A 21,708-nucleotide genomic window follows, 5' to 3' on the forward strand; every position below is an offset into this window, starting at 1 on the left:
CTCCGGCGCGAGGCTGGAGGCGACGAAAGGTGGAGACCATGCACACCGTGATCGTGTACGAGAGCATGTACGGCAACACCCGGGAGATCGCCGAGGCGATCGCCGAGGGGGTCCGCCGGGCCGACCCCGGGGCCGCCGTGGACTGCCTCGCGGTGGCCGAGGCCGACGCCGAGCAGACCCGGTCCGCGGACCTGCTGGTGGTCGGCGGCCCGACCCACATGCACGGCATGTCCTCCGGGCTCAGCCGCCGGATGGCCGCGGCGGTCGAGGGGCGCCAGGAGGGTCGCGAGACGGCGGCGGCCGAGGCACGGGAGACCGCCGCGGGCCCCGGCCTGCGGTCCTGGTTCCACGACCTCCCGACGACCGAACCGGGCACCCACGCGGCCGCGTTCGACACCAGGGTCGACATGGCCCGGTCCGGCGGAGCGGCCGAGGGCATCGCCCACCGGCTCGCCCACCGCCACTTCGACGTGGTCGCCGAACCCGAGGGCTTCATCGTGGAGGACAACGACGGCCCGCTGCGCGCCGGCGAGCTCGACCGCGCCCGCGCCTGGGGTGCGGGGCTGGTCTGAGCGGGACGACCGGACACCCGGGGTCGGGACGACCGGACACCCGGGGACGGGAGGACGGGAGACCCGGGGACGGGCCGGCCGGAGACCCGGGTCGAGCGGTCGGTGGGCGTTCGTCCCCGGTGTCCGGAAATCGCCGCTTGTCCGTAATGAACGGTTGTGTTCCCTATCTCCCCGGACTAGTGTCGGTGGAGGTGAACGAATCCGTCCCCTCCCCTCGTTCACCCCCGAGTCATTGGGGAACCTGCCATGGTCACCTCGCGCGCCCTGGCCAAGACTCCGCCCGCGACCGCACGTCGGGGCCAGCACCCAGGGATAGCCCTCACCGTCATCGCGGCCACCCAGCTCATGGTCGTCCTCGACATCACGATCGTGAACATCGCGCTGCCGCACATCCAGCAGGCGCTGGGGTTCAACACCACCGACCTGTCCTGGGTCATCAACGCCTACACCCTGACCTTCGGCGGGCTGCTGCTGCTCGGCGGCCGGGCGGGCGACATCCTCGGCCGGCGCCGGGTGTTCATGGTCGGTGTCCTGGTCTTCAGCCTGGCCTCGCTGCTCGGCGGCGTCGCGCAGTCCTCCGCCTGGCTGCTCGCCGCGCGGTCCCTGCAGGGCCTCGGCGGCGCGATCGCCTCGCCGACCGCGCTCGCGCTGATCGCCACCAACTTCAAGGAGGGCCCGGAGCGCAACCGGGCCTTCGGCGTGTTCTCCGCCGTCGCGGGCGCGGGCGGTGCCATCGGGCTGCTGCTCGGCGGCATGCTGACGTCCTGGCTGTCCTGGCGCTGGGTGTTCTTCGTCAACGTGCCGATCGGCATCGCGATCGCCCTGCTGGCGCCGCTCTACATCAACGAGTCCGAACGGCACCCCGGCCGCTTCGACCTCACCGGTGCGTTCACCGCCACCGCGGGCATGGTCTCCCTGGTGTACGGCTTCATCCGCGCCTCCGAGCACGGCTGGACGGACCCCGTGACGCTGACCGCGTTCAGCCTCGCCGTCGTCCTGCTGGCCGCCTTCCTGCTCAACGAGCGGCGCGTGCCGCAACCGATCACCCCGCTGCACCTGTTCCGCGACCGCAACCGCTCCGGCGCGTACGGGCTGATGCTCTGCGTGGCCGCGGCGATGTTCAGCATCTTCTTCTTCATCACCCTGTTCGTGCAGGAGATCCTCGGGTTCAGCCCACTGCGGGCCGGCTTCGCCTTCCTGCCGATCAGCGTGGCCATCATCGCCGCCGCCCAGTTCGCCGCCCGCAACCAACTGCGGTGGGGCCCCAAGCCGTTCCTGGTCACCGGCTCCGTCCTGGTGCTGGCCGGCGTGGCCTGGGCGACCCAGATCGACATCAACACCACCTACGTCGGCGGCATCCTCGGCCCGACCCTGCTCTTCGGCTTCGGCATGGGCTCGATCTTCGTCCCGGTGATGCTCACCGCCGTCTCCCACGTCGCCCCGCACGAGACCGGCGCCGCCACCGGCATGCTCAACACAACCCAGCAGGTCGGCGGGTCCCTGGGTCTGTCGATCCTGGTCACGGTCTACGGCACCGCCAGCCGCAACGAGGCCGGCAAGCAGGTCAGCGCGTTCCTGCAGCAGGCGACTCCGCAGGAGGCCCTGCGCTTCAAGGCCACCGGACAGCTCCCCGAGCCCTACTCCTCACAGGTCCTGGTGCACGGCATCGCCAGCGCCTTCCAGATGGGCCTGGTCTTCGCGGCGCTCGCGGTCGTGATCGCCACGCTGGTCATCAAGGTCCGCCGACCGGCGGCGGACGTCAGCCCTTCGGGGGGCGGTGCTTGACAGGGCATCAGGGTGGGCGCAACGCTTACCCGTAATGGTTTTCATCTTCGATAACCATGGCCGGTGGCTGCTGCCCACCGACGCCCGGACACGCCCCACACCCCCGAAAGAGGACACCCATGTCGCTCGACGTCTCCCCCGCCCTCCTCGCCCAGGCCCGGGAGGGCCGCGTCGACCAGGCCGACTTCCTCGCCACCGTCCGCGACTCGCTCCCGTACGCCTACCAGGTCGTCGCCGGGCTCAGCACCGAACTCGCCGCCGGCGACGACGAGTTCACCACCGACAACACCACGCCCAGCGACGAGCAGCGGGCCCAGCTGCTGCGCGCGCTCGCCAGCAACGCCATCCGGGGCAGCCTGGAGGACCACTTCGGCGTGAAGCTCGCCTTCGTCAACTGCCACCGCGTCGGCGCCTTCCGGCCCGGCGCCGAGGACAGCGAGGCGTACCGCGAGTTCACCTCGCTGCGCAACCAGATCCGCAACCAGAGCCCGGAGCTGCGCAGCTGCTGACCGGCGTTTGCACGCGGGGCCCGCGCCGCACCCGGGCGCGGGCCCCGCAACGCACGACGCCGTGTCGCGCGGCGTTGCCCGCCGTTGCGGGCCCGTTGCGGTCGGGTGTCCGGATCGCGTGCCGATCTTGTCGGACCGGGACCGGGACGCCTACGTTCGAGGGGCACCACCGCTCCGGCCCTCCCCCGGGCCGTCCCACAACCCGCGGAGCCGCCCACCATGTCGCCGGACCCTCGCCCCCTGCGGAAGCTCGGCTTCCTGACCATCGGGCTCTTCGACGAGGCCGACCCGCGCCGCGGCCACGAATCCACCCTGGACCTCATCACCCTCGGCGAGCAGCTCGGCTTCGACCACGCCTGGCTGCGCCACCGCCACCTCCAGTACGGCATCTCCTCCCCCGTCGCCGTGCTCGCCGCCGCCAGCCAGCGCACCAGCCGCATCGGGCTCGGCACCGCCGTCACCCCGCTCGGCTGGGAGAACCCGCTGCGCCTCGCCGAGGACCTCGCCACCCTGGACGTCCTGTCCGACGGTCGGCTCAACCCCGGCTTCTCCGTCGGCCCGCCCGTCCACTACGAGCACGTGCGCGACGCGCTCTACCCCGACACCGGCGGGCACGAGGACTTCAGCCCCCGCCGCGCCGAACGCCTGCTCGCCCTCCTCCGCGGCGAGGACGCCTCCGACTTCGAGGGCACCGAGGGCATCGAGGCGTACTCCCGCAGGGTCCAGCCGCACTCCCCCGGCCTCGCCGCCCGGCTCTGGTACGGCGCCGGCAGCCTGCGCTCCGCCCGCTGGGCCGGCGAACAGGGGATCAACCTGCTCACCAGCAGCGTGGTGAAGGCCGGGACGGACGACGGGCCGCCCGACTTCGCCGCGATCCAGGCCGAACAGATCCGCGCCTTCCGCGAACGCCACCCCGACGGCGAGCGGGCCCGGGTCTCCCAGGGGCTGGTGGTCATCCCGACCGACAGCGCCACGCCCGAACAGCGCGCCCGGTACGAGGCGTACGCCCTCGCCCGCACCCCGCGCACGCTCGCCCCGCAGGGACCGGCCCGGCTGCTGTTCGCCCCCGACCTGGTCGGCACGTCCGAGCAGCTCGTCGAACGACTGCACGCGCACGCCGGGTACCGGGAGGTCGACGAGGTCGCCTTCGCCCTGCCGTTCACCTTCGAACACCGGGACTACGTGCAGATCCTCACCGATCTGGCGACCCGCCTCGGGCCCGCGCTCGGCTGGCAGCCGGGCCACCCCGCTCCGGCGGCCGACGAGGACGCGACCGGGTGACCGGGTGACCGGGTGACCGGGCGACCGGGTGACCGACCTGCCCCGACCGAGCGACCCCCGCCCCGGCCGACTGGACCCGTCACCCGCCGGGTATCTCCAACAAGCTTGCACTCGGCGCGAGTTGACCGCAACCACGGCGGCAGCTTCGGCGTCCTGAGCCGGTACGGACGGACGGCCGCCCCGGCCGGACGCCGCCACGGGGGAGATCACGATGGGGACCCACGACGCCGTACCCACACCGCCACCGCCGCCGCCACAACCGGCCCTGCGCCCCTGCCCGCGCTGCGGGCTCACCGACCAGGTCCGCAGCGTCCCGGCGGTGTACCACGCCGGGCGCAGCACCGTGACGTCCCGGCACCCGCACGGTGACCACCACCACTCCCGGACCCGGGAGATCGTGTCCGACCTGTCCCGCGCCCTGGCGCCCGCGCCGATCGACAACCGGGCGCCCGTCCGGACCGCGGTGGGCGTCGGGGTCGCCCTGCTCATGATCGCCGTCTTCACCTTCCTCGCCGGAACCTTCGCCGGCGAGTTCAATGACGACGACCCGCAGTTCTCCACCTTCCAGGACCACCACGCCTTCGAGATCTCCCCCATGGTGCCCGCCGTCGCCCTGATCCTCGCGGGCATCCTCTTCCTGACCGCAACGCTGCTCCACGTGTCCGCCAACGAGCAACTCGCCGGACGGCCCCAGGCCGAACGCCTGTGGGCCAAGGCCTGGTACTGCGCCCGCTGCGGCACCGTCCACTTCCCGGCCGCCGTCGGCCTGGGCACGGCGGCCCTCGACCTCCGGGAGTTCCGCCGCATCGTCTGGCAGACGGGCGGCTACGGCCACCTCCTCGACCGCTACTGACCGACGCCGGCGCCGGCTGCTGCCGGACTCCGGGAGGTGGCAGGCTCTGGTCAGATGAATAAGCGCTTGCTTAGAATCGGGCCGTCGAACTTCCCGAGCCGAGTGCGCACCCAGGAGACGTCATGACCGAAGACACCGAAGACACCGGAGTCAACCGCCAGATCCGCCTCGGCCGTCGGCCGGTCGGGGAGGTCCGGGCGGAGGACTGGGCGCACGGGAGCGAGCCGGTGGCGGTGCCCGGGGACGGCGAGTTCCTGGGGCGGACCCGGTACGTGTCGCTGGATCCGGCGATGCGCGGGTGGCTGGACGACCGGCCGTCATACCTGCCGCCGGTGGCGCTGGGCGAGGTGATGCGGGCGGGGTCGGTGGTCGAGGTCGTCGCGTCGAACCACCCGAAGTTCCGGGTCGGTGACCACGTGGTCGGGGCCTTCGGGGTCCAGGAGTACGCGGTGTCGGACGGCAAGGGCGCGATCACCGTCGATCCCGCGCTCGCGCCGCTGTCCACCTACCTCGGCGCCCTCGGGATGCCCGGCATGACGGCCTACTTCGGGCTGCTGGACGTCGGGGCGCTCAAGGAGGGCGAGACCGTGGTGGTCTCCGGCGCCGCCGGGGCGGTCGGCACCATGGTCGGGCAGATCGCCAAGGTCAAGGGCTGCCGGGTGGTCGGCATCGCCGGCGGTCCCGAGAAGTGCGCGCTGCTCACCGGGGAACTGGGCTTCGACGCCGCGATCGACTACCGCGCCGAGGACGTCCGCAAGGCGCTGCGCACGCACGCCCCGGACGGCATCGACGTCTACTTCGACAACGTCGGCGGGCCGATCCTGGACGCGGCGCTGACCCGGCTCGCGATGCACGCCCGGGTCGTGATCTGCGGGGCCATCAGCCAGTACAACAACGAGAGCACCGTCGAGGGCCCGTCCAACTACCTGTCACTGCTGGTGCGGCGGGCGCGGATGGAGGGCTTCGTGGTGTTCGACTACGCCCGCCGGTACGCGGAGGCGGCCGCCGAGATCGCGGGCTGGATCGGCGACGGCCGCATCAAGGTGAAGGAGCAGGTGGTGGAGGGCACCGTGGACGACTTCCCGGAGACCCTGCAGATGCTGTTCCGCGGCGAGAACACCGGCAAGCTGGTGCTCCGCCTCCGCTGATCCGCTGCCACGGATCAGCCCCGCGCGAGGAGACTCCCCGGGCGGCCGCTTCCCCCGGGCGGCCGCCCGGGGCCCCCGCGCCGGGGCCCCGGAGTCGGCGCCCCGCAGTCGGCGCCCCGGACAGCGGCTCCGGCCCCGTGCCCGGGGCCCGGGGCCCGGGCCCGGCTGTCAGAGCAGGCGCTTGATCTCGCCGCGCGCCCGGTAGAAGCCGCCGGACGCGGACTCCCGCACCTCGGCGACCACGTAGCGCGCCCCGGGGACCCGGATGTCCTTCGGGAACTGCACCCGCCACGTGGGGTCGTAGCCCTGCGAGAGCACCCGCACCCGCAGCCGGGCGCCGTCCTGGACGCACTCCACCTCGATCCCGCCGCCGGTGCCCGCACCCGGGGCCACCACGACAGTCTCCAGCTCCGCGCCGGCCAGCACCGGCTCCCAGCCCGCGCTCCCGACCTCGGCGGTGCTCGGCAGCGTGCCGCCCTCGGCCGCCCGGACGGCCTGCTCGCTCGCGTCCAGGCAGGCCAGCGAGCCGTCGGTGGTCACCAGGTACAGCCGGCCGTCCCGGTACTGCATGCTGTACGCCGAGCCGCAGCCGGTGGCGAGCTTCCACAGCCGGGTGCCGTCGGCCGCGAAGCAGTAGACCGAGGAGTGGTTGTCCCCGGCGAAGACGTACTCGCCGTCCGGGGAGGCCGCGCAGGAGAACACGGCGGCGTCGCAGCGGTAGGCGGCCACCTCGGCGCCGTCCGACTTGCGCAGCCGGTGCACCCAGCCGCGCCCGGTGCCGGCGAACACCTCCTCGGCCTCCTGCCAGCCGAACAGCACCTCGCCGTTGGTGGGGGTGTGCCACCGCGGGTCGCCGCTGCGGTTGTCGTAGCGGGCGACGCCGCGCGAGTGGCCGTGGTAGACGCCGTCCGCGTCGCAGCGCACCATCCAGCCGGCCCGGCCGTCGGCCTGGCGGCGCCACTGGAACTCGTCCTCGTGGTCCACCGTGGTCAGGCCGCCGCGCTCGTCGGCGACGCCGAGCACGCCGTCGTGGATGTCGAGCCAGAAGATGTCGACGTCCTGGGCTATCTCGTAGGCGACCCGCGGGACCTTGCCGCCCAGGTCGTACACCTTGCCGTCGTCACAGCCGGCGTAGATCCACCAGTCGTCCGCGACGATGCACTTGACGCCGTCCGGCAGGCCGTAGCGGGCGGTGACCTCGCCGTCGTGGGTGAGGGTGTAGACGTCGCCGCGCTCGTTGCCGACCCAGGCGTGCTCCTCCCCGACGAAGATCCCGAAGGCGGGCGAGCCGGAGCGGAACCGCCACAGCAGCGGAGCCTGGCGGGCGGTGGAACGGGTGCTGACGATCTGCCGCCTGGTCACCGCGCGGCGCTGGCGCACGCCCTGGACGGCGGGGGCGTAGCCCTTGCGGACCTTCTCGCCGATCTTCTTCGCGGCCGCGGCGGCCGCCTTCTCGGCGCTGGGGTAGCTGGTGGCCTTGCTCTGACCGGGCTCGCCGATCCGCCCGTACCGGACCGTCACCACCGCACCGGCGATGCGCACCTCGTAGAACTTGTGCGCACTCCCCTCGTCCTCGGACAGTTCGAGGTAGGTGACCTGCTCTCCCACGGCGACGGACACGGCGAAGACCCCTTTCGGGCAACGGAGATGGAAGCGCGGGGGCGGCTCAGGCCCTCCGACGACCCCAAACTATGCCCTCGCACCGACAATCGCCCGGGCCGGGCCCCGTCCCGGGCTCAGAGCCGGCCGCGCTCGTCCGTCGGCCCGGTGTCCAGCAGCCGGACCATGTGCAGCTTGGCGACGGCGCGCCCGTCCACCAGGACGGCCCTCGGCTCCCGCCCCCACACCTCGAACCCGCAGGCGGTGTAGAGCCGCAGGGCCGCCTCGTTGCCCTCCGAGACGGTCAGCAGCACCTGCTGCAGCCACGGGTCCGCGGCGGCGGTCCGCAGCACCTCGCGCACCAGGGCCCGCCCGGTCCCCCGCCCGGCCGCGCCGCGGGCCACCGCCATGCCGTACAGCGTGCCCTTGTGCCGCTCCCGGCTCCGCCGCGCCACCGTGAGCCCGGCGGTGCCGACCAGGGTGCCGTCGGCGTCGAAGGCCCCGAGCAGCGCGCCCGGCCCGTCCTCGGCCTCGGCCAGGCGCCGGAGCGTCGCGGCCATCGGTCTGGCGCACTCCTCGGCGTAGCCGGAGGTGAAGGCGCTCGGCGTCTCGCGCAACGCGGTGAGCCGGAACGCCCGGTACGGTTCGGCGTCCGCGCGCCCCAGGCGGCGGATGGCGACGGTCGCCGGGGCGCTCCCGGCGACGGGCTCAGCCGAGGCGGACACGGGTGCACCTCGTCAGGTACGGAAGCCGGATGACGTCCCGGCCCGCCAGGTCCGGGTGGGTGGCGAGCAGGTGCCCGACGTCGGCCAGCAGGCGGGCGCGTTCGGCCTCCGGCAGCGCGATGACGTAGCTGCGCGAGGCGACCATCTCGACGATCCCGGCCGGCGTGGTCTCGTGCTCCCAGCCGATCTCCAGCCGCTCGGGCGGCCCGAACGGCGCCGGCAGGACGGGCCGGGTGTCGATCCGCTGCCGGGCCGGACGGTGCATCAGCGCCCCGAGTTCGGCGGCCCAGGGCTCGGACTCGTCCCGGACGTTCCACACCAGGGCGAGCGTCCCGCCGGGGGCGAGCACCCGGGCGATCTCCGGGACGGCGGCCGCCGGGTCGAACCAGTGCCAGGCCTGTGCCACCACGACGGCGTCCACGCTCCCGTCCGGCAGCGGGATGCGCTCCGCCGAACCGGCGCGCACGGCCGCCTTCGGCACCGCCGCGGCCAGCTGAGCCCGCATGCCCGCGTCCGGCTCGACCGCCACCACGTCCAGGCCCGCCTCCACCAGCAGCCGGGTCGCCTTGCCGGTGCCGGCGCCCAGGTCGAGCACCCGCCGGGCCTCCCGGGGCACCGCCGATCCGATCAGCGCCTGCGGGTACCCCGGCCGCCCGGCCTGGTACGCGGCCGCCGCGACGCCGAACGACCGCGCCCGCAGCCGCCCCGCCCACCGCCGCGTCGCCCCCTGCCGGGTCATCCCGCAGGCCCGCCCGATCTCCTCCCAGGTCGCCTCCTGCCCGCGCCGCAACTCCTCCACCAGCTCGGTCCGCCGCTCCTCCAACGCCTCGATCACCCCCGACAGCCGCCGCAACCCCGCCACCCCGCCCCCACCGGCCACGTCCTCCGCCACCCGCCGACCAAGATCGTCCGTCTCCATGGGACCGCACTGTAGGGATCGCTGCCGCGGTCCGTCAATGACTGTTGCCACGGAACGCAACAGTTGTTGCCTCGGCGGGCCGCCGCGGCCCCGGCCGTGGTGCGGCCGGGGCCTCCGCTCTACAACGGCCGGAGGGTCAGTGCGAACTGGGGAAGCGCCAGGAGGAGCAGGACGGTCCCCGCCTCGATCCAGCGGTACTTCGCCCGGATGATCGCGCTGGTCCCGGCCAGCGCGGCGAGCAGCGGGCCGGCCGGGTCGCGCCCGGCCCGCGCGAACGCGCGGCGCAGACGGTCCGGGCCCGCGCCCGGGGCGATGTGCTCGAAGTACCCCGGGCCGGGCGGGTCTCCGCCACGCCCCTTGCGGTGACGCGGCACGAGCGCGGAGACGAAGCAGGCGACGGCCAGCAGCGCGCTCGCCACGGCGGTCCACCGCAGCAGCCGGCCCCCGGGAGCGGTGCCGCCGGTGTCCAAGGGGATGAAGGTCGCGAGCACCGCGCCCGTGAACGCCAGGAACACCGCCGCCTTGGTGTCGGCCCGCACGGAAGCGCGCGGGTTCGCGAAATCCTGGACATGGATACGGCGGAACCCGCCCGTGATCTGCGGATCGATCCAGACACGCATACGGGTTCGATACTCGCCCAGTCGATAGTTGAGGATCCGCCCCCACCAGGGCTGTCCGGATGGGACGATGCGGAGCGTGGCAGACCTGGTGTCGCGCCTGCGCGCGGCGTTCACCGGCCGACGCGACGAAGTCGACGTTGCCGTCCCAGACCGCGCTCCGGAACCTCAGCAGGAGCGCTGGCTCTACCTGCCGTCAATCAGCGACAGCGGTTGGCAGCAGATCCGCGTCGTCGACGCCACTGGCTACGACTTCGCGCGCCTGACCTGGAAGATCTGCCAGCAGTGCGAACTCGGACTCGTTGTGAAGATCCGGGTCACCGACGGCTGGCAGCGCCGCGGTTACGCCACCCGCATGCTGGTCCGCGCGATGCGCGGCTGCGAGTCCTACTCCCGGACCACCAGCGCCGCCTTCACCGCCAATGCCCGTCAGTGCCAGCACATGCGTGCCGCACCTGGCGGAGGCCACGGCCCGGCACGGCAGGAAGAGCGTCCGCCGCTACGGCCGGTCTGACCCTCCGGGCGGCTGTAGCAGCGGCACCTCACCGGCCCCTTCGACAAGGAAGGAAACACGATGGTCTTCGTCGGAGTCCACGGCCAGTGGGGCCGCGTCGACGTCACCCAGGCCGACCTGGGCTGCGGCCAGGACCGCGAGAGCATCTACAAGACCAAAACGCCCTCGCCGCTGACCTGCTACGAGTGCGAGTGGCGGCTGCACCTGGTCCACCGCACCCACGGAGCCTACGAACTATGGTTCCTGTGCCACGCCAACAACGCGCCCCACTGCGAGGCCAAGGCCGCCGGCGAGGGCATGCAGCACCACCTCCTCAAGCTCGACCTGGCCCACCACGCCCGCGCGGCCGGCTGGAACGCCGAGTCCGAGGTCCCCTCACCCGACGGCTCCTGGCGAGCGGACGTGCTGGCCACCTCCCCGGACGGCAAGCGCCGCCCTGGAAGCCCAGATGGCAGCCATCGCCATCACCGGCATCGAGGCGCGCACCGCCCGCTACCGGGCGGACGGGATCGAAGTGTGCTGGTTCACCGACCGCAAGACCGTGCCCTGGCTGGACGCCGTGCCCTGCGTCCAGGCCCTGTCCTCCCGAAGCTACGGCGAAGTGACAAGTAGCGCTCTGTAACTGAGGTGACGTTCGGTCATGCCTTGCGGCCCGATCGTCCCGGGATTTCCTCATCAAAGGGTGTTGCGAGGTTCTTGAAGAGGCGGGTTTTTTGAAGGAGTTGTTGAGGGTCCTGGGGGCTCGTTTCCGTTGAACGACATCTGATCTTCAGCGCAGACGACACCGTTCTTGAGTAGTGTCAGTCCGAATGCCGGTGGTGTTCTATCCACCGCGCGTCAAACTTCGGCCTGGCGGAGGGTGTGCCAGGCAGGCGCGGTTCGCGACGGTTGGGCCACCGACCCTTCAGCTGCTAGTGGACCTTGCCGCGTCTGCGATCGATGTGCCGGCGCGGTCGCCGGTGCCCGGCAGGTCCTTGGCGAGCCGGCCTGCGAGTGCGCTCACCGGGCACCGACCGGGTGAGGACGCCGAGTGTGAGCAGAGCGAGCGCCGGCAGCACGGCGACGATGATTCCCATCGGCAAGGCGTCGGTGGCGCCACCCGCGCCGGCCAGCGGAGCAAGTGCCCCGCCGATCATGAACTGGCTGAAGCCGAGCAGAGCGGCGGCCGACCCGGCGTGTCCGCCGTGGTCGGCCAGGGCCTGGGCCGCGGCGTTCGGCATGACGAGGCCCACGCTGGAGACCAGGACGAACAGGCCGATCAGGAGCGCGGGCAGGGGTGCCCGTGTCAGCACGGCGCCCAGGACCGTGGTGCCACCGGCTGTCGCGCCCAGCAGACCGGCGAGCAGCAGCACGCGGGCGCCGGCCCGGGCCACCAGCCGGCCGCTGATCTGCGCGGCCGCAATGAGTCCGGCGGCGTTGACGGCGAACACGGCGCTGTACTGCTGCGGTGACAGGCCGTGGATTTCCTGCAGGACGAACGGCGAGCCGGAGATGTAGGCGAACATCGCCGCGAAGACCAGGCCGTTGGCCAGGACGTACCCGGTGAAGACCCGGTCGCTGAGCAGCTGCCCGACGACAGCCGGCAGCGGCTGGCGTGCCGCGGAGGACCGGGTCTCCGGCAGTCCTGTGGCGGAGGCCGCCAGCATCACGGCGCCGAGTACGGCCAGGCCCACGAAGATCCCCGGCCAGGCCGTGACGCGCAGTAGCTGGCCGCCGAGGACCGGCGCGAACACCGGCGCCAGGCCGGTGATCAAGGTCAGTGCGGAGAAGAGACGTGCGGTGCGGGTTCCGGAGGTGCGGTCGCGGACCATGGCGTTGGCGATGACGATGCCGAACGCCCCGCCGATGCCCTGGACCAGGCGTAGGCCGACGAAGGTCCGGACGTCGGGCGCCACCGCGCAGAGCGCGCTGGCGATCGTGTAGAGGGCGAGGCCCGCCAGCAACGGACGCCGCCGGCCGTAGGTGTCGCTCAGCGGCCCGGCGATCAGCTGCCCGATGGCCAGCCCGGCCAGGCAGGCGGTGATGGTGAGCTGGGTGGCCGCGGCGCTGGCGCGCAGGTCGCCGGCGAGGTCCGGCAGTCCGGGCAGGTAGCCGTCGATGGACAGTGGTCCCAGGGCCACGAGCGCTGCGAGCAGGACGATGAATCGGGTTTGCCGGCCGGCGGCGTCGTTGCTCATGGCTCAGTACGCCACGGTGATGCGGCGGCGGATCGCGGTGCCGCTCTCGATCGTGTCGGCCAAGGCGATCGCGTAGTCGGCGTACGAGATGCGGCTGTTGCCGTCGTCGTCGGTGAGCAGGGTGTCCCCGGCGCTGCGGTAGGCCCCGGTCCGCTCGCCCGCTCCGATGACTGCGGCGGGCGACACGTACGTCCAGTCGAGGTCGTGCACGCCGCGGTAGAGGTCGAGCGCTTCGGACTGGGCCTCGGCGTTGGCCTTCCACAGCGCGGGGAAGTCCGGGTCGTCCATGACCCGGGCGCCGGTCGGCGTGCGTAGGCTACCGGCACCGCCGATGGTGACCAGGCGGGTGACACCGGCTCGGCGGAGTCCGTCGATCAGCGCACGGGCGGCACCGAGGATCGTGGCGCGGTCGTTCTCCTGGCCGATCCGGGGGCCGACGGCCGACAGTACGGCGTCGTGGGAGGCGGCGAGGCCGGCGACCGCGGCGGCGTCCGTGACGTCACCGGTGGTCACGGTCAGGGCCTTGTGCTTGAGTCCGTCGATGTGGCCGGCTCGGGTGACCGCGGTGACGGTGTGGCCGCGACGCAGTAGTTCCTCGGTGGTGGGCCGGCCGATGTTGCCGCTGGCACCGAACAGGACGATCTTCATGTGTTGCTCCTTGTTTCTGATGGTCAGAGGACGGGCTGGCCGTCGGCGATGATGGCCGCGGTGATGCCGCGCTCGTCGGCGGCATGCTGGAAGCGCTGCTCGATGTCGGGTTGTTCGGTGTAGAACGGCGGGTTGTGGAACAGGCCGTAGTGCATGGCGCAGACGGTGCCGGCGCCGAGTGCGACGGCGGCCTCGACGCCCTGCTCGGGGGTCATGGTCGCCGGGACGTTGGCCGCGTAGCCCTCGAAGTGGGCGATGACGCCGTTGACCGGGACGAACGCGACGTCGAACGGGCCGTGGTCGCGGGCGATCTGCCACCAGCTGCCGTGCCACTGGGTGTCGCCGCAGTGGATGACCCGCCGGCCGGCGCCTTCGACGACCCAGGCGACCTGGTCACAGTCGTTGCCGCGCCAGTCCAGCGAGGTCACCGGGGTGACGGTCAGCTCTCCGATGCGGCGTGACTGGCCCAGGTCCTGGGCGACGGGGGTGATGCCCACCTCGTGCAGCGCCGCCGCGCTCGGGGTGTGGCAGCCGATCGTGCCGGTGGCCGCGATCCGGGCGATCAGGTCGTGGTCGTAGTGGTCGGGGTGCAGGTGGGTGATGAGGGCGTGGGTGCCGGGCGGGGTATCGACCGGGTCGACCGGCCGGTGCGGCGGCCCCATCACCGGCGCCAGCGGAGCGACGTTCTCAAGCGGGTCGATCAGCAGGCGGGTGTCGCCGAGACGGATCTCGACGCCGGCCCAGGCCAGCCGACGCACGGAAAGGGTGGAGGTCATGGGCAGCGACGCTAGACCGACCTTGTTGAGAAAGTCAACAAGAGAGTTTTGAATCTCAACACCACGATGTAGAATGGTGGCATGCGCACCTACGGGCAGTACTGCGGCATCGCGAAAGCACTGGACACCATCGGCGACCGATGGACCCTGCTGATCGTCCGTGAACTGCTCGCCCTGGGTCCTTGCCGGCACACCGACCTGCGCAACGGGCTGCCCGGGATCGCCAGCAACCTGCTGGTCGACCGGCTCCGCGAACTCGAGGAAGCCGGCCTGATCCACCGCGAGGCCGCCCCGCCGCCGGTGGCCAGCACCCTGTTCTCCCTCACCGAGCGTGGCCGCGCGCTGGAGCCGGTGCTGCAGGAGCTGAGCCGGTGGGGCGTGCCGCTGTTGCGTGAGCCGGGCGGCAACGAGACCTTCCGCACCCACTGGCTGGACGTGCCCGCCCGGGCACTGACCGACCACCGCCCCGACCAGCCGGCAATCGCCCTGCAACTGCACGCCGACGGCAGCGAGGACCTGGTCATCGAAGTCAAGGACGGCTCGGTGCACACACACGCCGGCCGGGTCGACCACCCCACCGCGTCACTGACCGGACCGCCGCACCTGCTGGCTGCGACTCTGCTCGGCGACCTCGATCTGAGCGCCGCAGTACAGCAAGGCCTGCGGCTCAGCGGCGAACGCGAGGCAGTAATGCGCATCCTGCCCCGCTGATCGACCGGCCGCTCGCGGGCCTGCGATCTCAAGCTCTACCGAGTCTGCTTACCGCTTCAGCAGGTCGATCGCGTCCATCACCGGCCGGTAGGCGGTGTTGTTGCACTTCAGCTCCAGCGCCCCGAGCAGCGGGGAGAGCATCCGCCGCCAGTGCCCCGAGTACGACGAGCGCAGCACCGTGCGCACCCGCGCCCGGTAGCGGGCCTCGTTCGCCGCGGCCTCCGCGGCCAGCGCCTTCAGCGCCACCTCGCCGGCCACGGGATGGGGCCCACATCACTGACGGGTGGCGGCGGGCGACCCGCGCCGGCCCCGACACCGCCGGCTGAGTCGGCGCGCCGGCCGAGCAGCTGGTGGCGGTGAGGCTACCGGGGCAGCTTGGTGGTGCGTTCCGGGTGGGCGGTGGTGACGTAGCGCATGGCGGTGTCTTCGGTGATGCCGAAGAGCCGCATGAGCTTGAGCGGGTCGCCGGTGGCGAACGCCTCGTCGAGGATGCGGTCCTGGCGGAGCTTGTCGAGGGTGCGCCCCTTGGGCAGGACCAGGTTCAGCTGCATGGTGATCCGGCCTACAGCTGGGTGGTCCGGGTCGAGGGCCGTCTTCTGGGTGACCAGCAGGTGGGGGTTGACGCTGGTGGGCCAGCGCCGGTGGCGGTAGGTGAGCCAGTCGGCGGCCAGGCGGTGGGTGAACTCCTCCAGGTAGAGGGTGTGCCGCCGCATGCCGCGGCGCAGTACGAGGGTGCCGCGGGAGAGGTTCAGATCGGCGGCGAGCGCGGTGCGGATCTCGGAGGCCGGGACGGCGTGGACAGCGGCCAGTGCGATGGCGAGCCGCGCGAACGCGGTGGTGGCGTGGTCGAGCAGGCCGGCCGGCACGTCGGAGGGACCGGCCGCGGAATGCCCGTCAGATCTCCCACGGGAAGGTGGCGTGCCAGGTCGCGGAAGACCAGGCGCTCGCGCTTGAGCGCCTTGAACAGGCTGCGCAACGCGATGGTGAGCTGGCGCCGGGCGGCTCCGTCCAGGTCGTCCAGCGCGTCCTGGAGGTGGTCGGCGGTGGCTTCCCGAAGGCTGGTCATCCCGGCCTGCGCCCAGGCGGTCAGGGCCGGCCGCAGGTGGGTCAGGTAGCTGCGGATGCTCTCCCAGCTGCGAGGCTCGTCCTCCCGCGGGCCCTGGGTGCGCAGCACGTCCGCCCACGTCCGGACCTCCTCGGCGACACGTTGCGGCAGCGCGGCCAGCACCCTGTCGATCCAGACCAGGTCGCGGTCGCGGTGCAGGTCGGGGTCGTCGATGAGCAGGCCGCGGGTACGCAGGAACCGGCAGACGGGCTTGGCCGCGAGGCATATGGCGTGCACGCTCGCCGAGCGGGCGCCGTCGTCCAACACCGCCACCTCGCCGAGCAGTTCGCCGGGGCCGCGGAACGCCAGCAGCCGGACGTCGCCGTTGCGCTCCCGGCGGCAGACCTTGGCGACCCCGGCCAGCAGGGCGAGGACATGGGTGCCCGGCTCGCCCTGCCGCAGCAGGGTGGCGCCGATCGGGTGCCGGCGCTCGAACGCGTCCTCCAGCATGTCCGTCCAGACCCCGTGGCCCATGAGGTGGCACAGGGTCTGGCCCAGCGGGTCCGGGCTTCGGTGTCCGTGGTCGGTCATGCGATGACCCTAGGAGGCGAGGCACTCGACACGCAGACGAATCCGCGCTTCGACGACGGCACCGAACAGCTCCGGGCCGCGCCGGAGCGCACCACACCGCCGACGACCCCTCGTCCGGGTGATCAACTGGCGTGACATTGACCGACATCGGCGTCCTGTAGCACGAACTCGGTTCGCCGCGCGGGGACTTGGGCCGGAAACCCTTCACATGGGCGAATCCGGGCCGGGTTGCCGGTGCGCGGGCGGCAGGGCGAGAAGCCTGGTGCGGGGCGGCGATCCGCCGGGTGTGGGACTGGTGTGCGAGATGTCGGGCATGTCCGGCAAGTTGCCACAAGTCGGTTGAGAGACAGTATTTTTGAGTCTTGATCAGGATTGTCCTGAACTTGGCTATGCTGCAGCACCACGCCTCCGGAGCCGGTCGCCGTCCGTCCCCGTACTGTTCCGATCGTTTGAGGATGCTGAATGCTTCGACCTGGATCGTCACCCGCCAGACGGCGCCCCGCGCCCCTGCTCGGCTGGCTGCTGCCGACGGCCGTGATGGCGGCCGCCGTCGCGGTCGCCGCGGCGGTGGTGGGCGCCGGGGCCCGGGCCGGGGTGCTGTGGTGCGGGGCGACGGGCACCGTGCTGGTGGCCGTGGTGGCCGCCGAATCGGCCCGCCGGGGGCGTGCGTTGACCGAGCTGAGGGACCGCAGCGCCCGACAGGCGGAGGACCTGCAACGCCGGCTGGCCGGGCAGGAGAACGAGCTCGCGCGGCTGGCCGAGGTCGAGCTGCGCCGGGTCGTCTCCGGGTCCCGGTACGGGTACTCGATGGACATCCTGCTGAAGCCGATCGAGCAGGGCGACGCGTCCGTCTCGCCGCGGTTCCGCAAGTCCCTGGTGTCCGTGGCGCACGGCATCGCCGTCGCCGTCGACGACGAGGTCAGCCGGCGCGACTCCGCCGAGCGCGCCTTCGTCAACATCGCCCGCCGGGTCCAGGCGATCATCCACCGGCAGGCCAAGGACCTGCGGGAGATGGAGGACCGGCACGGCAACGACCCGGCCGTCTTCGACGACCTGCTGCGCCTGGACCACGGCAACGCGCTGACCGGCCGCCTCGCCGACAGCATCGCCGTCCTGTCCGGCGCCCGCCCCGGCCGCCAGTGGACCCGGCCCATCGCGCTCTACAGCGTGCTGCGCGGCGGCATGTCCCGGATCCTGGAGTACCAGCGGGTGGACCTGCACCCGGTGGCCCAGATCTCGGTCACCGGACCGGCCGTCGAACCGCTGATCCACGCCGTCGCCGAGCTGCTCGACAACGCCACCCGCTACTCCCCGCCGCACACCCACGTGCACCTGAGCGCGTCCGAGGTGCAGAGCGGGATGGCGATCGAGATCGAGGACGGCGGCCTCGGCCTCACCGACGAGGCCCGCGCCCGCGCCGAGCAGGCGATGCGCGAGGCCATGGTCTCCAAGGACTTCGACGACCTCACCGAGTCCCCCCGGCTGGGCTTCGCCATCGTCGGCCGGCTCTGCCAGGCGTACGGCTTCCAGGTGTCGCTGCGCCGCTCCGCGTACGGCGGGGTGCGCGCGGTGCTGGTCGTGCCGCAGGAGCTGCTCACCACCGCTCCCCCGACCGGGCGGGCGCACGGCATCGGCGCCTTCTCCGGCCCGCGCCCGCTCCCGGCGAACCCGCCCCGGCACGCGGCTCCGGCCCGGCCCTGGGGCGCCCCGACCACCTCGGCCGGCGTCGGCCCGTCCTACGGCTCGACCAACCCGTGGGGGTCCCCGTCCACCGCGGCGGCGCCCGCCGGGGACGACGAGGTGATCGTGACCGAGCGGACGGCCAACGGGCTCCCGCAGCGCCGCCGCCACCGGCCGGTGCCGCGGACCGGCCCCGCCGGACCGGCGCGCACCGCCGCCCAGCCGGCCGGGCCGACCTCGGGACCGATGGCGGGACCGGCGGCCCGGGCGCCCCGCCCGGCCAAGGAGCCGAAGCAGCCGGGCCTGTGGCTGGAGGCGTTCATGGACGGCTACAAGGGCACCGGGACGGCCCCCGACGGCGACGGCCCGGCCACCGGTCCGACCGGACACACCAGTGAAGAGACTGCAGGGAAGGGCGATTGGCAGTGATTCCGCACCGGAGCAACATGGACTGGATCCTCAACGACCTCGCGGACAGTGTCCCGTACGTACGCCACATCATCGTGCTGTCCGCCGACGGGCTGCGGATCGCCCAGTACGGCGCCGACCCGGACACCGCCGACCGCCTCGCCGCCGCCTGCGCCGGGCTGCAGAGCCTGGCCGCCGCCGTCGGGCACGAGTTCCCGCACGGCGACGGCTCGATGCGGCTGGTGGTGATCGAGGTCGACGGCGGCTACTTCTACCTGATGGCCGCCGGCGACCGCGCCTACCTGGCGGTGCTCGCCGACGAGGGCGTGGACGCCGGGCTGGTGAGCCACCAGATGCGCGACCTGGTGGCCCGGATCGGCGAGCACCTGTCCACGCCGCCGCGCAACCCCGAGGTGGTCGCGTGAACCGGACCCCGGACCGGCCCGGCGGCGGGACGGCCGCATGAACGAGCACAGTGAGGCGCTTGCATGACGGCAGACCAGGGCGGCTGGGACGGCCCCGAGCCCGACCGCCTGTACGTGATCACCCGCGGCCGCAGCGGTCCGTCCGGGCCGGGCGTCTTCGACCTGGTCACCCTGATCGTCTCCCGCGGGGAGCCGACGCCCGCCCTGCAGCCCGAGCACGCGGCCATCCTGCGGCTGTGCCGCTCCCCGCTCTCGGTGGCGGAGGTCTCCGCCTACCTGGAGCTGCCCACGAGCGTGGTCATCGTCCTGCTGGCGGACCTGCTCGACGACGAACTGATCGAGGCCCGCGCCGCCGTACCGGCGGCGGAACTTCCCGACCGGGCCCTGTTGGAGGCGGTGATCCATGGACTTCAGCGGCTCTGACACGGTGGTGGGGCCGGCCGGCGCGGACCTGCTGCCGGACAGCGTCAGCACGGCGGTCAAGGTGGTGATCGTGGGCGGCTTCGGCGTCGGCAAGACGACGCTGGTCGGCTCCGTCAGCGAGATCCGCCCGCTGACCACCGAGGAGACCATGACCCAGGCCGGGGTCGGCGTGGACGACCCCACCGGCGTCGAGGCCAAGACCTCCACCACCGTGGCCATGGACTTCGGCCGGATCAGCATCAGCGACCGGCTCGTGCTGTACGTCTTCGGCACCCCCGGACAGGAGCGGTTCTGGTTCCTCTGGAACGGCCTGTTCGAGGGCGCCCTGGGCGCGGTGGTCCTGGTGGACACCCGCCGGCTGGAGGTCAGCTTCGAGGTGATCGGACGGCTGGAGGAGCGCGGCGTGCCCTTCGTGGTGGCCGTCAACGGCTTCCCCGAGGCACCGAGCTTCCCCCTGGAGGAGCTGCGCGGGGCGCTCGACCTGCCGACCGAGGTGCCGATCGTCGCCTGTGACGCGCGCAGCCGCCAGTCCAGCCGGGACACCCTGATGACGCTGATGCACTACCTGTACGAGCTGGCCGCGCCGCCCGTCCGCTGACGCCGCCCCGACCGGCGTCGGACCGACGCCCGGCGCCCGGCCGCGGCCCGGCTGCCGCCCGTGGCCCGGCTCCCGACCGGCGCCCGCCCGTCCCGAACCCGTTGGCGAACGCCTCGACCGACCCCCGTGACCGGAGATCCTGTGACCACCCCGCTCCCCGACGACGCCGTCCCCACCCCGCCGCCCGGCTGCCCGGCGCACGACCGCGCCGCCGCGCCGGCCGCGACGACCGGCCCCTCCGGACCCACCGCCTCCCCCGGGACGCCCGGCCCGATCGGGACGCCCGGCCCGATCGGCCCCGGCGGCCTGCGGCGCCTCTACGGACCGGAGGCCGAGGCCGACCCGGCCGGCCTCTACGAGAAGCTGCGCGCCGAGTACGGCGAGGTCGCCCCGGTGCTGCTGCACGGCGACCACCGGGCCTGGCTGGTCCTCAGCCACGGCGCCAACATCACCGCGATGCGCACCCCGTCGCTCTTCTCCCGCGACTCGCGCCTGTGGACGGCGATGCGCTCCGGCGAGCTGCCGATGGACTCCCCGCTGCTGCCGGTGATCGCCTGGCAGCCGATCTGCGTGTTCGCGGACGGCGAGGAGCACCGCCGGCTGCGCGGCGCCGTCCTGGACGGCCTGAACCGCTTCGACCGGCGCGGCATCCGCCGCCACGTACGGCGGTTCACCACCGACCTGGTCCAGGTCGTCGGGCCGACCGGCCGGGCCGAGCTGATCACCCAGTTCGCCGAGCACCTGCCGATGCTGGTGATGACCAAGCTGCTCGGCATGCCCGACGAGTACGGGCCGCAACTGGTCGACGCCGCACGGGACCTGATGAAGGGCACCGAGACGGCCATCGCCAGCAACGAGTACGTGGTGGCCGGTCTGCGCCGGACCATCGCGATCAAGCGCGAGGCCCCCGGCGACGACCTGACCAGCCGTCTGCTGGAGCACCCGGCCGGACTGACCGAGGACGAGGTGATGGAGCACCTGCGGGTGGTGCTGCTCGCCGCCAACGAGACCACCGTCAACCTGATCGCCGACTCGCTGAAGATGGTCCTCACCGACCCGCGCTTCCGCGCCCACCTCTCCGGCGGCCAGATGACCCTGGGCGAGGCGCTGGACCAGGTGCTGTGGGACTCCCCGCCGATGTCCCTGGTGGCCGGCCGCTGGGCCACCGCCGACACCGAGCTGGGCGGGCAGCAGATCAAGGCCGGGGACCTGCTGCTGCTCGGGCTCGCCGCCGGGAACGTCGACCCGGTGGTCCGCCCGGACCTGGCCACCCCGCTGTACGGCAACCGCTCGCACCTGTCCTTCGGCGCGGGGCCGCACGAGTGCCCCGGCCAGGACATCGGACGGCACGTCGCCGAGGCCGGCATCGACATCCTGCTCACCCTGCTCCCGGACCTCCGGCTCGCCGTCGAGGAGGAGGACCTGACCTGGACCTCGGCCTGGATCTCCCGCCATCTGACGGCGCTGCCGGTGGAGTTCACCCCGCGCGACATCGAGCCGGACCCGGAGTCGGTCGCCGAGGCCGAGCGGGCGGCGGCTGAGCGGGCCGAGCTGGCGCAGCTGGCGGCCGAGGCGGAGCGGGCGGCGCAGGGCGCGGGGAGGGCGGGGGCCGCGGCCCCCCCCCCCCCCCCCCCCCGGCGCCGGGGGGGGGGGGTGGGGAACGGCAAAATACCCCCCGGTGGGGGGGGGCCCGGTGCGGGGGCC

At 73.0% G+C, this 21,708-nt stretch carries 24 protein-coding genes; 14 read left to right on the forward strand and 10 right to left on the reverse strand.

What is annotated here, in order from left to right; genetic code table 11:
• Positions 1-38 precede the first annotated feature (38 nt).
• The 6 genes from ABT048_RS22090 (at position 39) to ABT048_RS22115 (ending at position 6,148) form a co-directional block, all read left to right on the forward strand.
• Positions 39-572 carry a flavodoxin family protein gene (locus ABT048_RS22090; RefSeq protein ID WP_350523154.1) on the forward strand — a complete coding sequence of 178 codons (534 nt, stop codon included), beginning with the start codon at positions 39-41 and terminating at the stop codon, positions 570-572.
• Between the two features lie 246 nt (positions 573-818).
• Positions 819-2,357 carry an MFS transporter gene (locus tag ABT048_RS22095; protein WP_350523155.1) on the forward strand — a complete coding sequence of 513 codons (1,539 nt, stop codon included), beginning with the start codon at positions 819-821 and terminating at the stop codon, positions 2,355-2,357.
• A 119-nt stretch (positions 2,358-2,476) separates the two neighbouring features.
• Positions 2,477-2,866, forward strand: coding sequence for an SCO5389 family protein (locus ABT048_RS22100; RefSeq protein ID WP_350523156.1), 390 nt, complete (start codon positions 2,477-2,479; stop codon positions 2,864-2,866).
• Positions 2,867-3,085: 219 nt separating this feature from the next.
• Positions 3,086-4,147, forward strand: a complete 1,062-nt coding sequence (locus ABT048_RS22105; RefSeq protein WP_350523157.1) for an LLM class flavin-dependent oxidoreductase — start codon at positions 3,086-3,088, stop codon at positions 4,145-4,147.
• A gap of 211 nt (positions 4,148-4,358) precedes the next feature.
• Complete coding sequence (locus tag ABT048_RS22110) at positions 4,359-5,000, forward strand: hypothetical protein (protein WP_350523158.1); 642 nt, start codon at positions 4,359-4,361, stop codon at positions 4,998-5,000.
• 122 nt (positions 5,001-5,122) lie between these two features.
• Entirely contained in the window at positions 5,123-6,148 is a 1,026-nt protein-coding gene (locus ABT048_RS22115; protein ID WP_350523159.1) for an NADP-dependent oxidoreductase, read from the forward strand.
• Positions 6,149-6,316: 168 nt separating this feature from the next.
• Here ABT048_RS22115 and ABT048_RS22120 read toward each other — a convergent pair whose 3' ends face one another.
• The 4 genes from ABT048_RS22120 to ABT048_RS22135 all read right to left on the reverse strand — a co-directional run bounded on the left by ABT048_RS22120 (position 6,317) and on the right by ABT048_RS22135 (position 10,011).
• Positions 6,317-7,768 carry a WGR domain-containing protein gene (locus ABT048_RS22120; protein ID WP_350523160.1) on the reverse strand — a complete coding sequence of 484 codons (1,452 nt, stop codon included), beginning with the start codon at positions 7,766-7,768 and terminating at the stop codon, positions 6,317-6,319.
• Positions 7,769-7,884: 116 nt separating this feature from the next.
• Positions 7,885-8,472, reverse strand: coding sequence for a GNAT family N-acetyltransferase (locus ABT048_RS22125; protein ID WP_350523161.1), 588 nt, complete (start codon positions 8,470-8,472; stop codon positions 7,885-7,887).
• Positions 8,456-9,391, reverse strand: a complete 936-nt coding sequence (locus tag ABT048_RS22130; protein ID WP_350523162.1) for a class I SAM-dependent methyltransferase — start codon at positions 9,389-9,391, stop codon at positions 8,456-8,458. The genes ABT048_RS22125 and ABT048_RS22130 overlap by 17 nt, the downstream gene beginning before the upstream one ends.
• Positions 9,392-9,510: 119 nt before the next feature.
• Positions 9,511-10,011 carry a Pycsar system effector family protein gene (locus ABT048_RS22135; protein WP_350523163.1) on the reverse strand — a complete coding sequence of 167 codons (501 nt, stop codon included), beginning with the start codon at positions 10,009-10,011 and terminating at the stop codon, positions 9,511-9,513.
• A gap of 76 nt (positions 10,012-10,087) precedes the next feature.
• Between ABT048_RS22135 and ABT048_RS22140 the strand changes: the two genes are divergently transcribed.
• Both ABT048_RS22140 and ABT048_RS22145 read left to right on the forward strand, forming a co-directional pair.
• Positions 10,088-10,522 carry a hypothetical protein gene (locus ABT048_RS22140; protein WP_350523164.1) on the forward strand — a complete coding sequence of 145 codons (435 nt, stop codon included), beginning with the start codon at positions 10,088-10,090 and terminating at the stop codon, positions 10,520-10,522.
• A 436-nt stretch (positions 10,523-10,958) separates the two neighbouring features.
• The gene (locus ABT048_RS22145; protein ID WP_502894054.1) at positions 10,959-11,144 is read left to right on the forward strand and encodes a hypothetical protein; all 186 of its coding nucleotides are present in this window, start codon (positions 10,959-10,961) and stop codon (positions 11,142-11,144) included.
• Positions 11,145-11,433: 289 nt separating this feature from the next.
• On the opposite strand, the gene ABT048_RS22150 is transcribed toward ABT048_RS22145, so the two are convergent.
• The 3 genes from ABT048_RS22150 to ABT048_RS22160 are packed head-to-tail and all read right to left on the reverse strand — an operon-like array spanning position 11,434 to position 14,123.
• Positions 11,434-12,699 carry a multidrug effflux MFS transporter gene (locus ABT048_RS22150; RefSeq protein WP_350523166.1) on the reverse strand — a complete coding sequence of 422 codons (1,266 nt, stop codon included), beginning with the start codon at positions 12,697-12,699 and terminating at the stop codon, positions 11,434-11,436.
• 3 nt (positions 12,700-12,702) lie between these two features.
• The gene (locus ABT048_RS22155) at positions 12,703-13,347 is read right to left on the reverse strand and encodes an NAD(P)-dependent oxidoreductase (protein ID WP_350523167.1); all 645 of its coding nucleotides are present in this window, start codon (positions 13,345-13,347) and stop codon (positions 12,703-12,705) included.
• Between the two features lie 23 nt (positions 13,348-13,370).
• The gene (locus ABT048_RS22160) at positions 13,371-14,123 is read right to left on the reverse strand and encodes an MBL fold metallo-hydrolase (protein ID WP_350523168.1); all 753 of its coding nucleotides are present in this window, start codon (positions 14,121-14,123) and stop codon (positions 13,371-13,373) included.
• Positions 14,124-14,204: 81 nt separating this feature from the next.
• Here ABT048_RS22160 and ABT048_RS22165 point away from each other — a divergent pair, with 81 nt between their 5' ends.
• Complete coding sequence (locus tag ABT048_RS22165; RefSeq protein ID WP_350523169.1) at positions 14,205-14,834, forward strand: winged helix-turn-helix transcriptional regulator; 630 nt, start codon at positions 14,205-14,207, stop codon at positions 14,832-14,834.
• A gap of 48 nt (positions 14,835-14,882) precedes the next feature.
• On the opposite strand, the gene ABT048_RS22170 is transcribed toward ABT048_RS22165, so the two are convergent.
• From ABT048_RS22170 to ABT048_RS22180, 3 genes are all read right to left on the reverse strand, one after another.
• The gene (locus ABT048_RS22170; RefSeq protein ID WP_350523170.1) at positions 14,883-15,092 is read right to left on the reverse strand and encodes a hypothetical protein; all 210 of its coding nucleotides are present in this window, start codon (positions 15,090-15,092) and stop codon (positions 14,883-14,885) included.
• Between the two features lie 104 nt (positions 15,093-15,196).
• The gene (locus ABT048_RS22175; protein ID WP_350523171.1) at positions 15,197-15,700 is read right to left on the reverse strand and encodes a hypothetical protein; all 504 of its coding nucleotides are present in this window, start codon (positions 15,698-15,700) and stop codon (positions 15,197-15,199) included.
• Positions 15,583-16,470, reverse strand: coding sequence for a cyclic nucleotide-binding domain-containing protein (locus tag ABT048_RS22180; protein ID WP_350523172.1), 888 nt, complete (start codon positions 16,468-16,470; stop codon positions 15,583-15,585). Before ABT048_RS22180 ends, ABT048_RS22175 begins: the two co-directional genes overlap by 118 nt.
• A 462-nt stretch (positions 16,471-16,932) precedes the next feature.
• On the opposite strand from ABT048_RS22180, the gene ABT048_RS22185 reads away from it, so the two are divergent.
• The 5 genes from ABT048_RS22185 to ABT048_RS22205 form a co-directional block, all read left to right on the forward strand.
• Complete coding sequence (locus ABT048_RS22185) at positions 16,933-18,579, forward strand: ATP-binding protein (protein WP_350523173.1); 1,647 nt, start codon at positions 16,933-16,935, stop codon at positions 18,577-18,579.
• Between the two features lie 17 nt (positions 18,580-18,596).
• The gene (locus tag ABT048_RS22190; protein WP_396545994.1) at positions 18,597-18,983 is read left to right on the forward strand and encodes a roadblock/LC7 domain-containing protein; all 387 of its coding nucleotides are present in this window, start codon (positions 18,597-18,599) and stop codon (positions 18,981-18,983) included.
• 63 nt (positions 18,984-19,046) lie between these two features.
• Positions 19,047-19,406 carry a DUF742 domain-containing protein gene (locus ABT048_RS22195; protein WP_350523174.1) on the forward strand — a complete coding sequence of 120 codons (360 nt, stop codon included), beginning with the start codon at positions 19,047-19,049 and terminating at the stop codon, positions 19,404-19,406.
• Entirely contained in the window at positions 19,387-20,004 is a 618-nt protein-coding gene (locus ABT048_RS22200) for a GTP-binding protein (RefSeq protein WP_350523175.1), read from the forward strand. The genes ABT048_RS22195 and ABT048_RS22200 overlap by 20 nt, the downstream gene beginning before the upstream one ends.
• 141 nt (positions 20,005-20,145) lie before the next feature.
• A partial coding sequence (locus ABT048_RS22205; RefSeq protein WP_502894052.1) for a cytochrome P450 family protein occupies positions 20,146-21,708 on the forward strand: 1,563 nt, incomplete at its 3' end.

Source organism: Kitasatospora sp. NPDC096140 (assembly GCF_040303045.1).
Lineage (GTDB): Bacteria > Actinomycetota > Actinomycetes > Streptomycetales > Streptomycetaceae > Kitasatospora.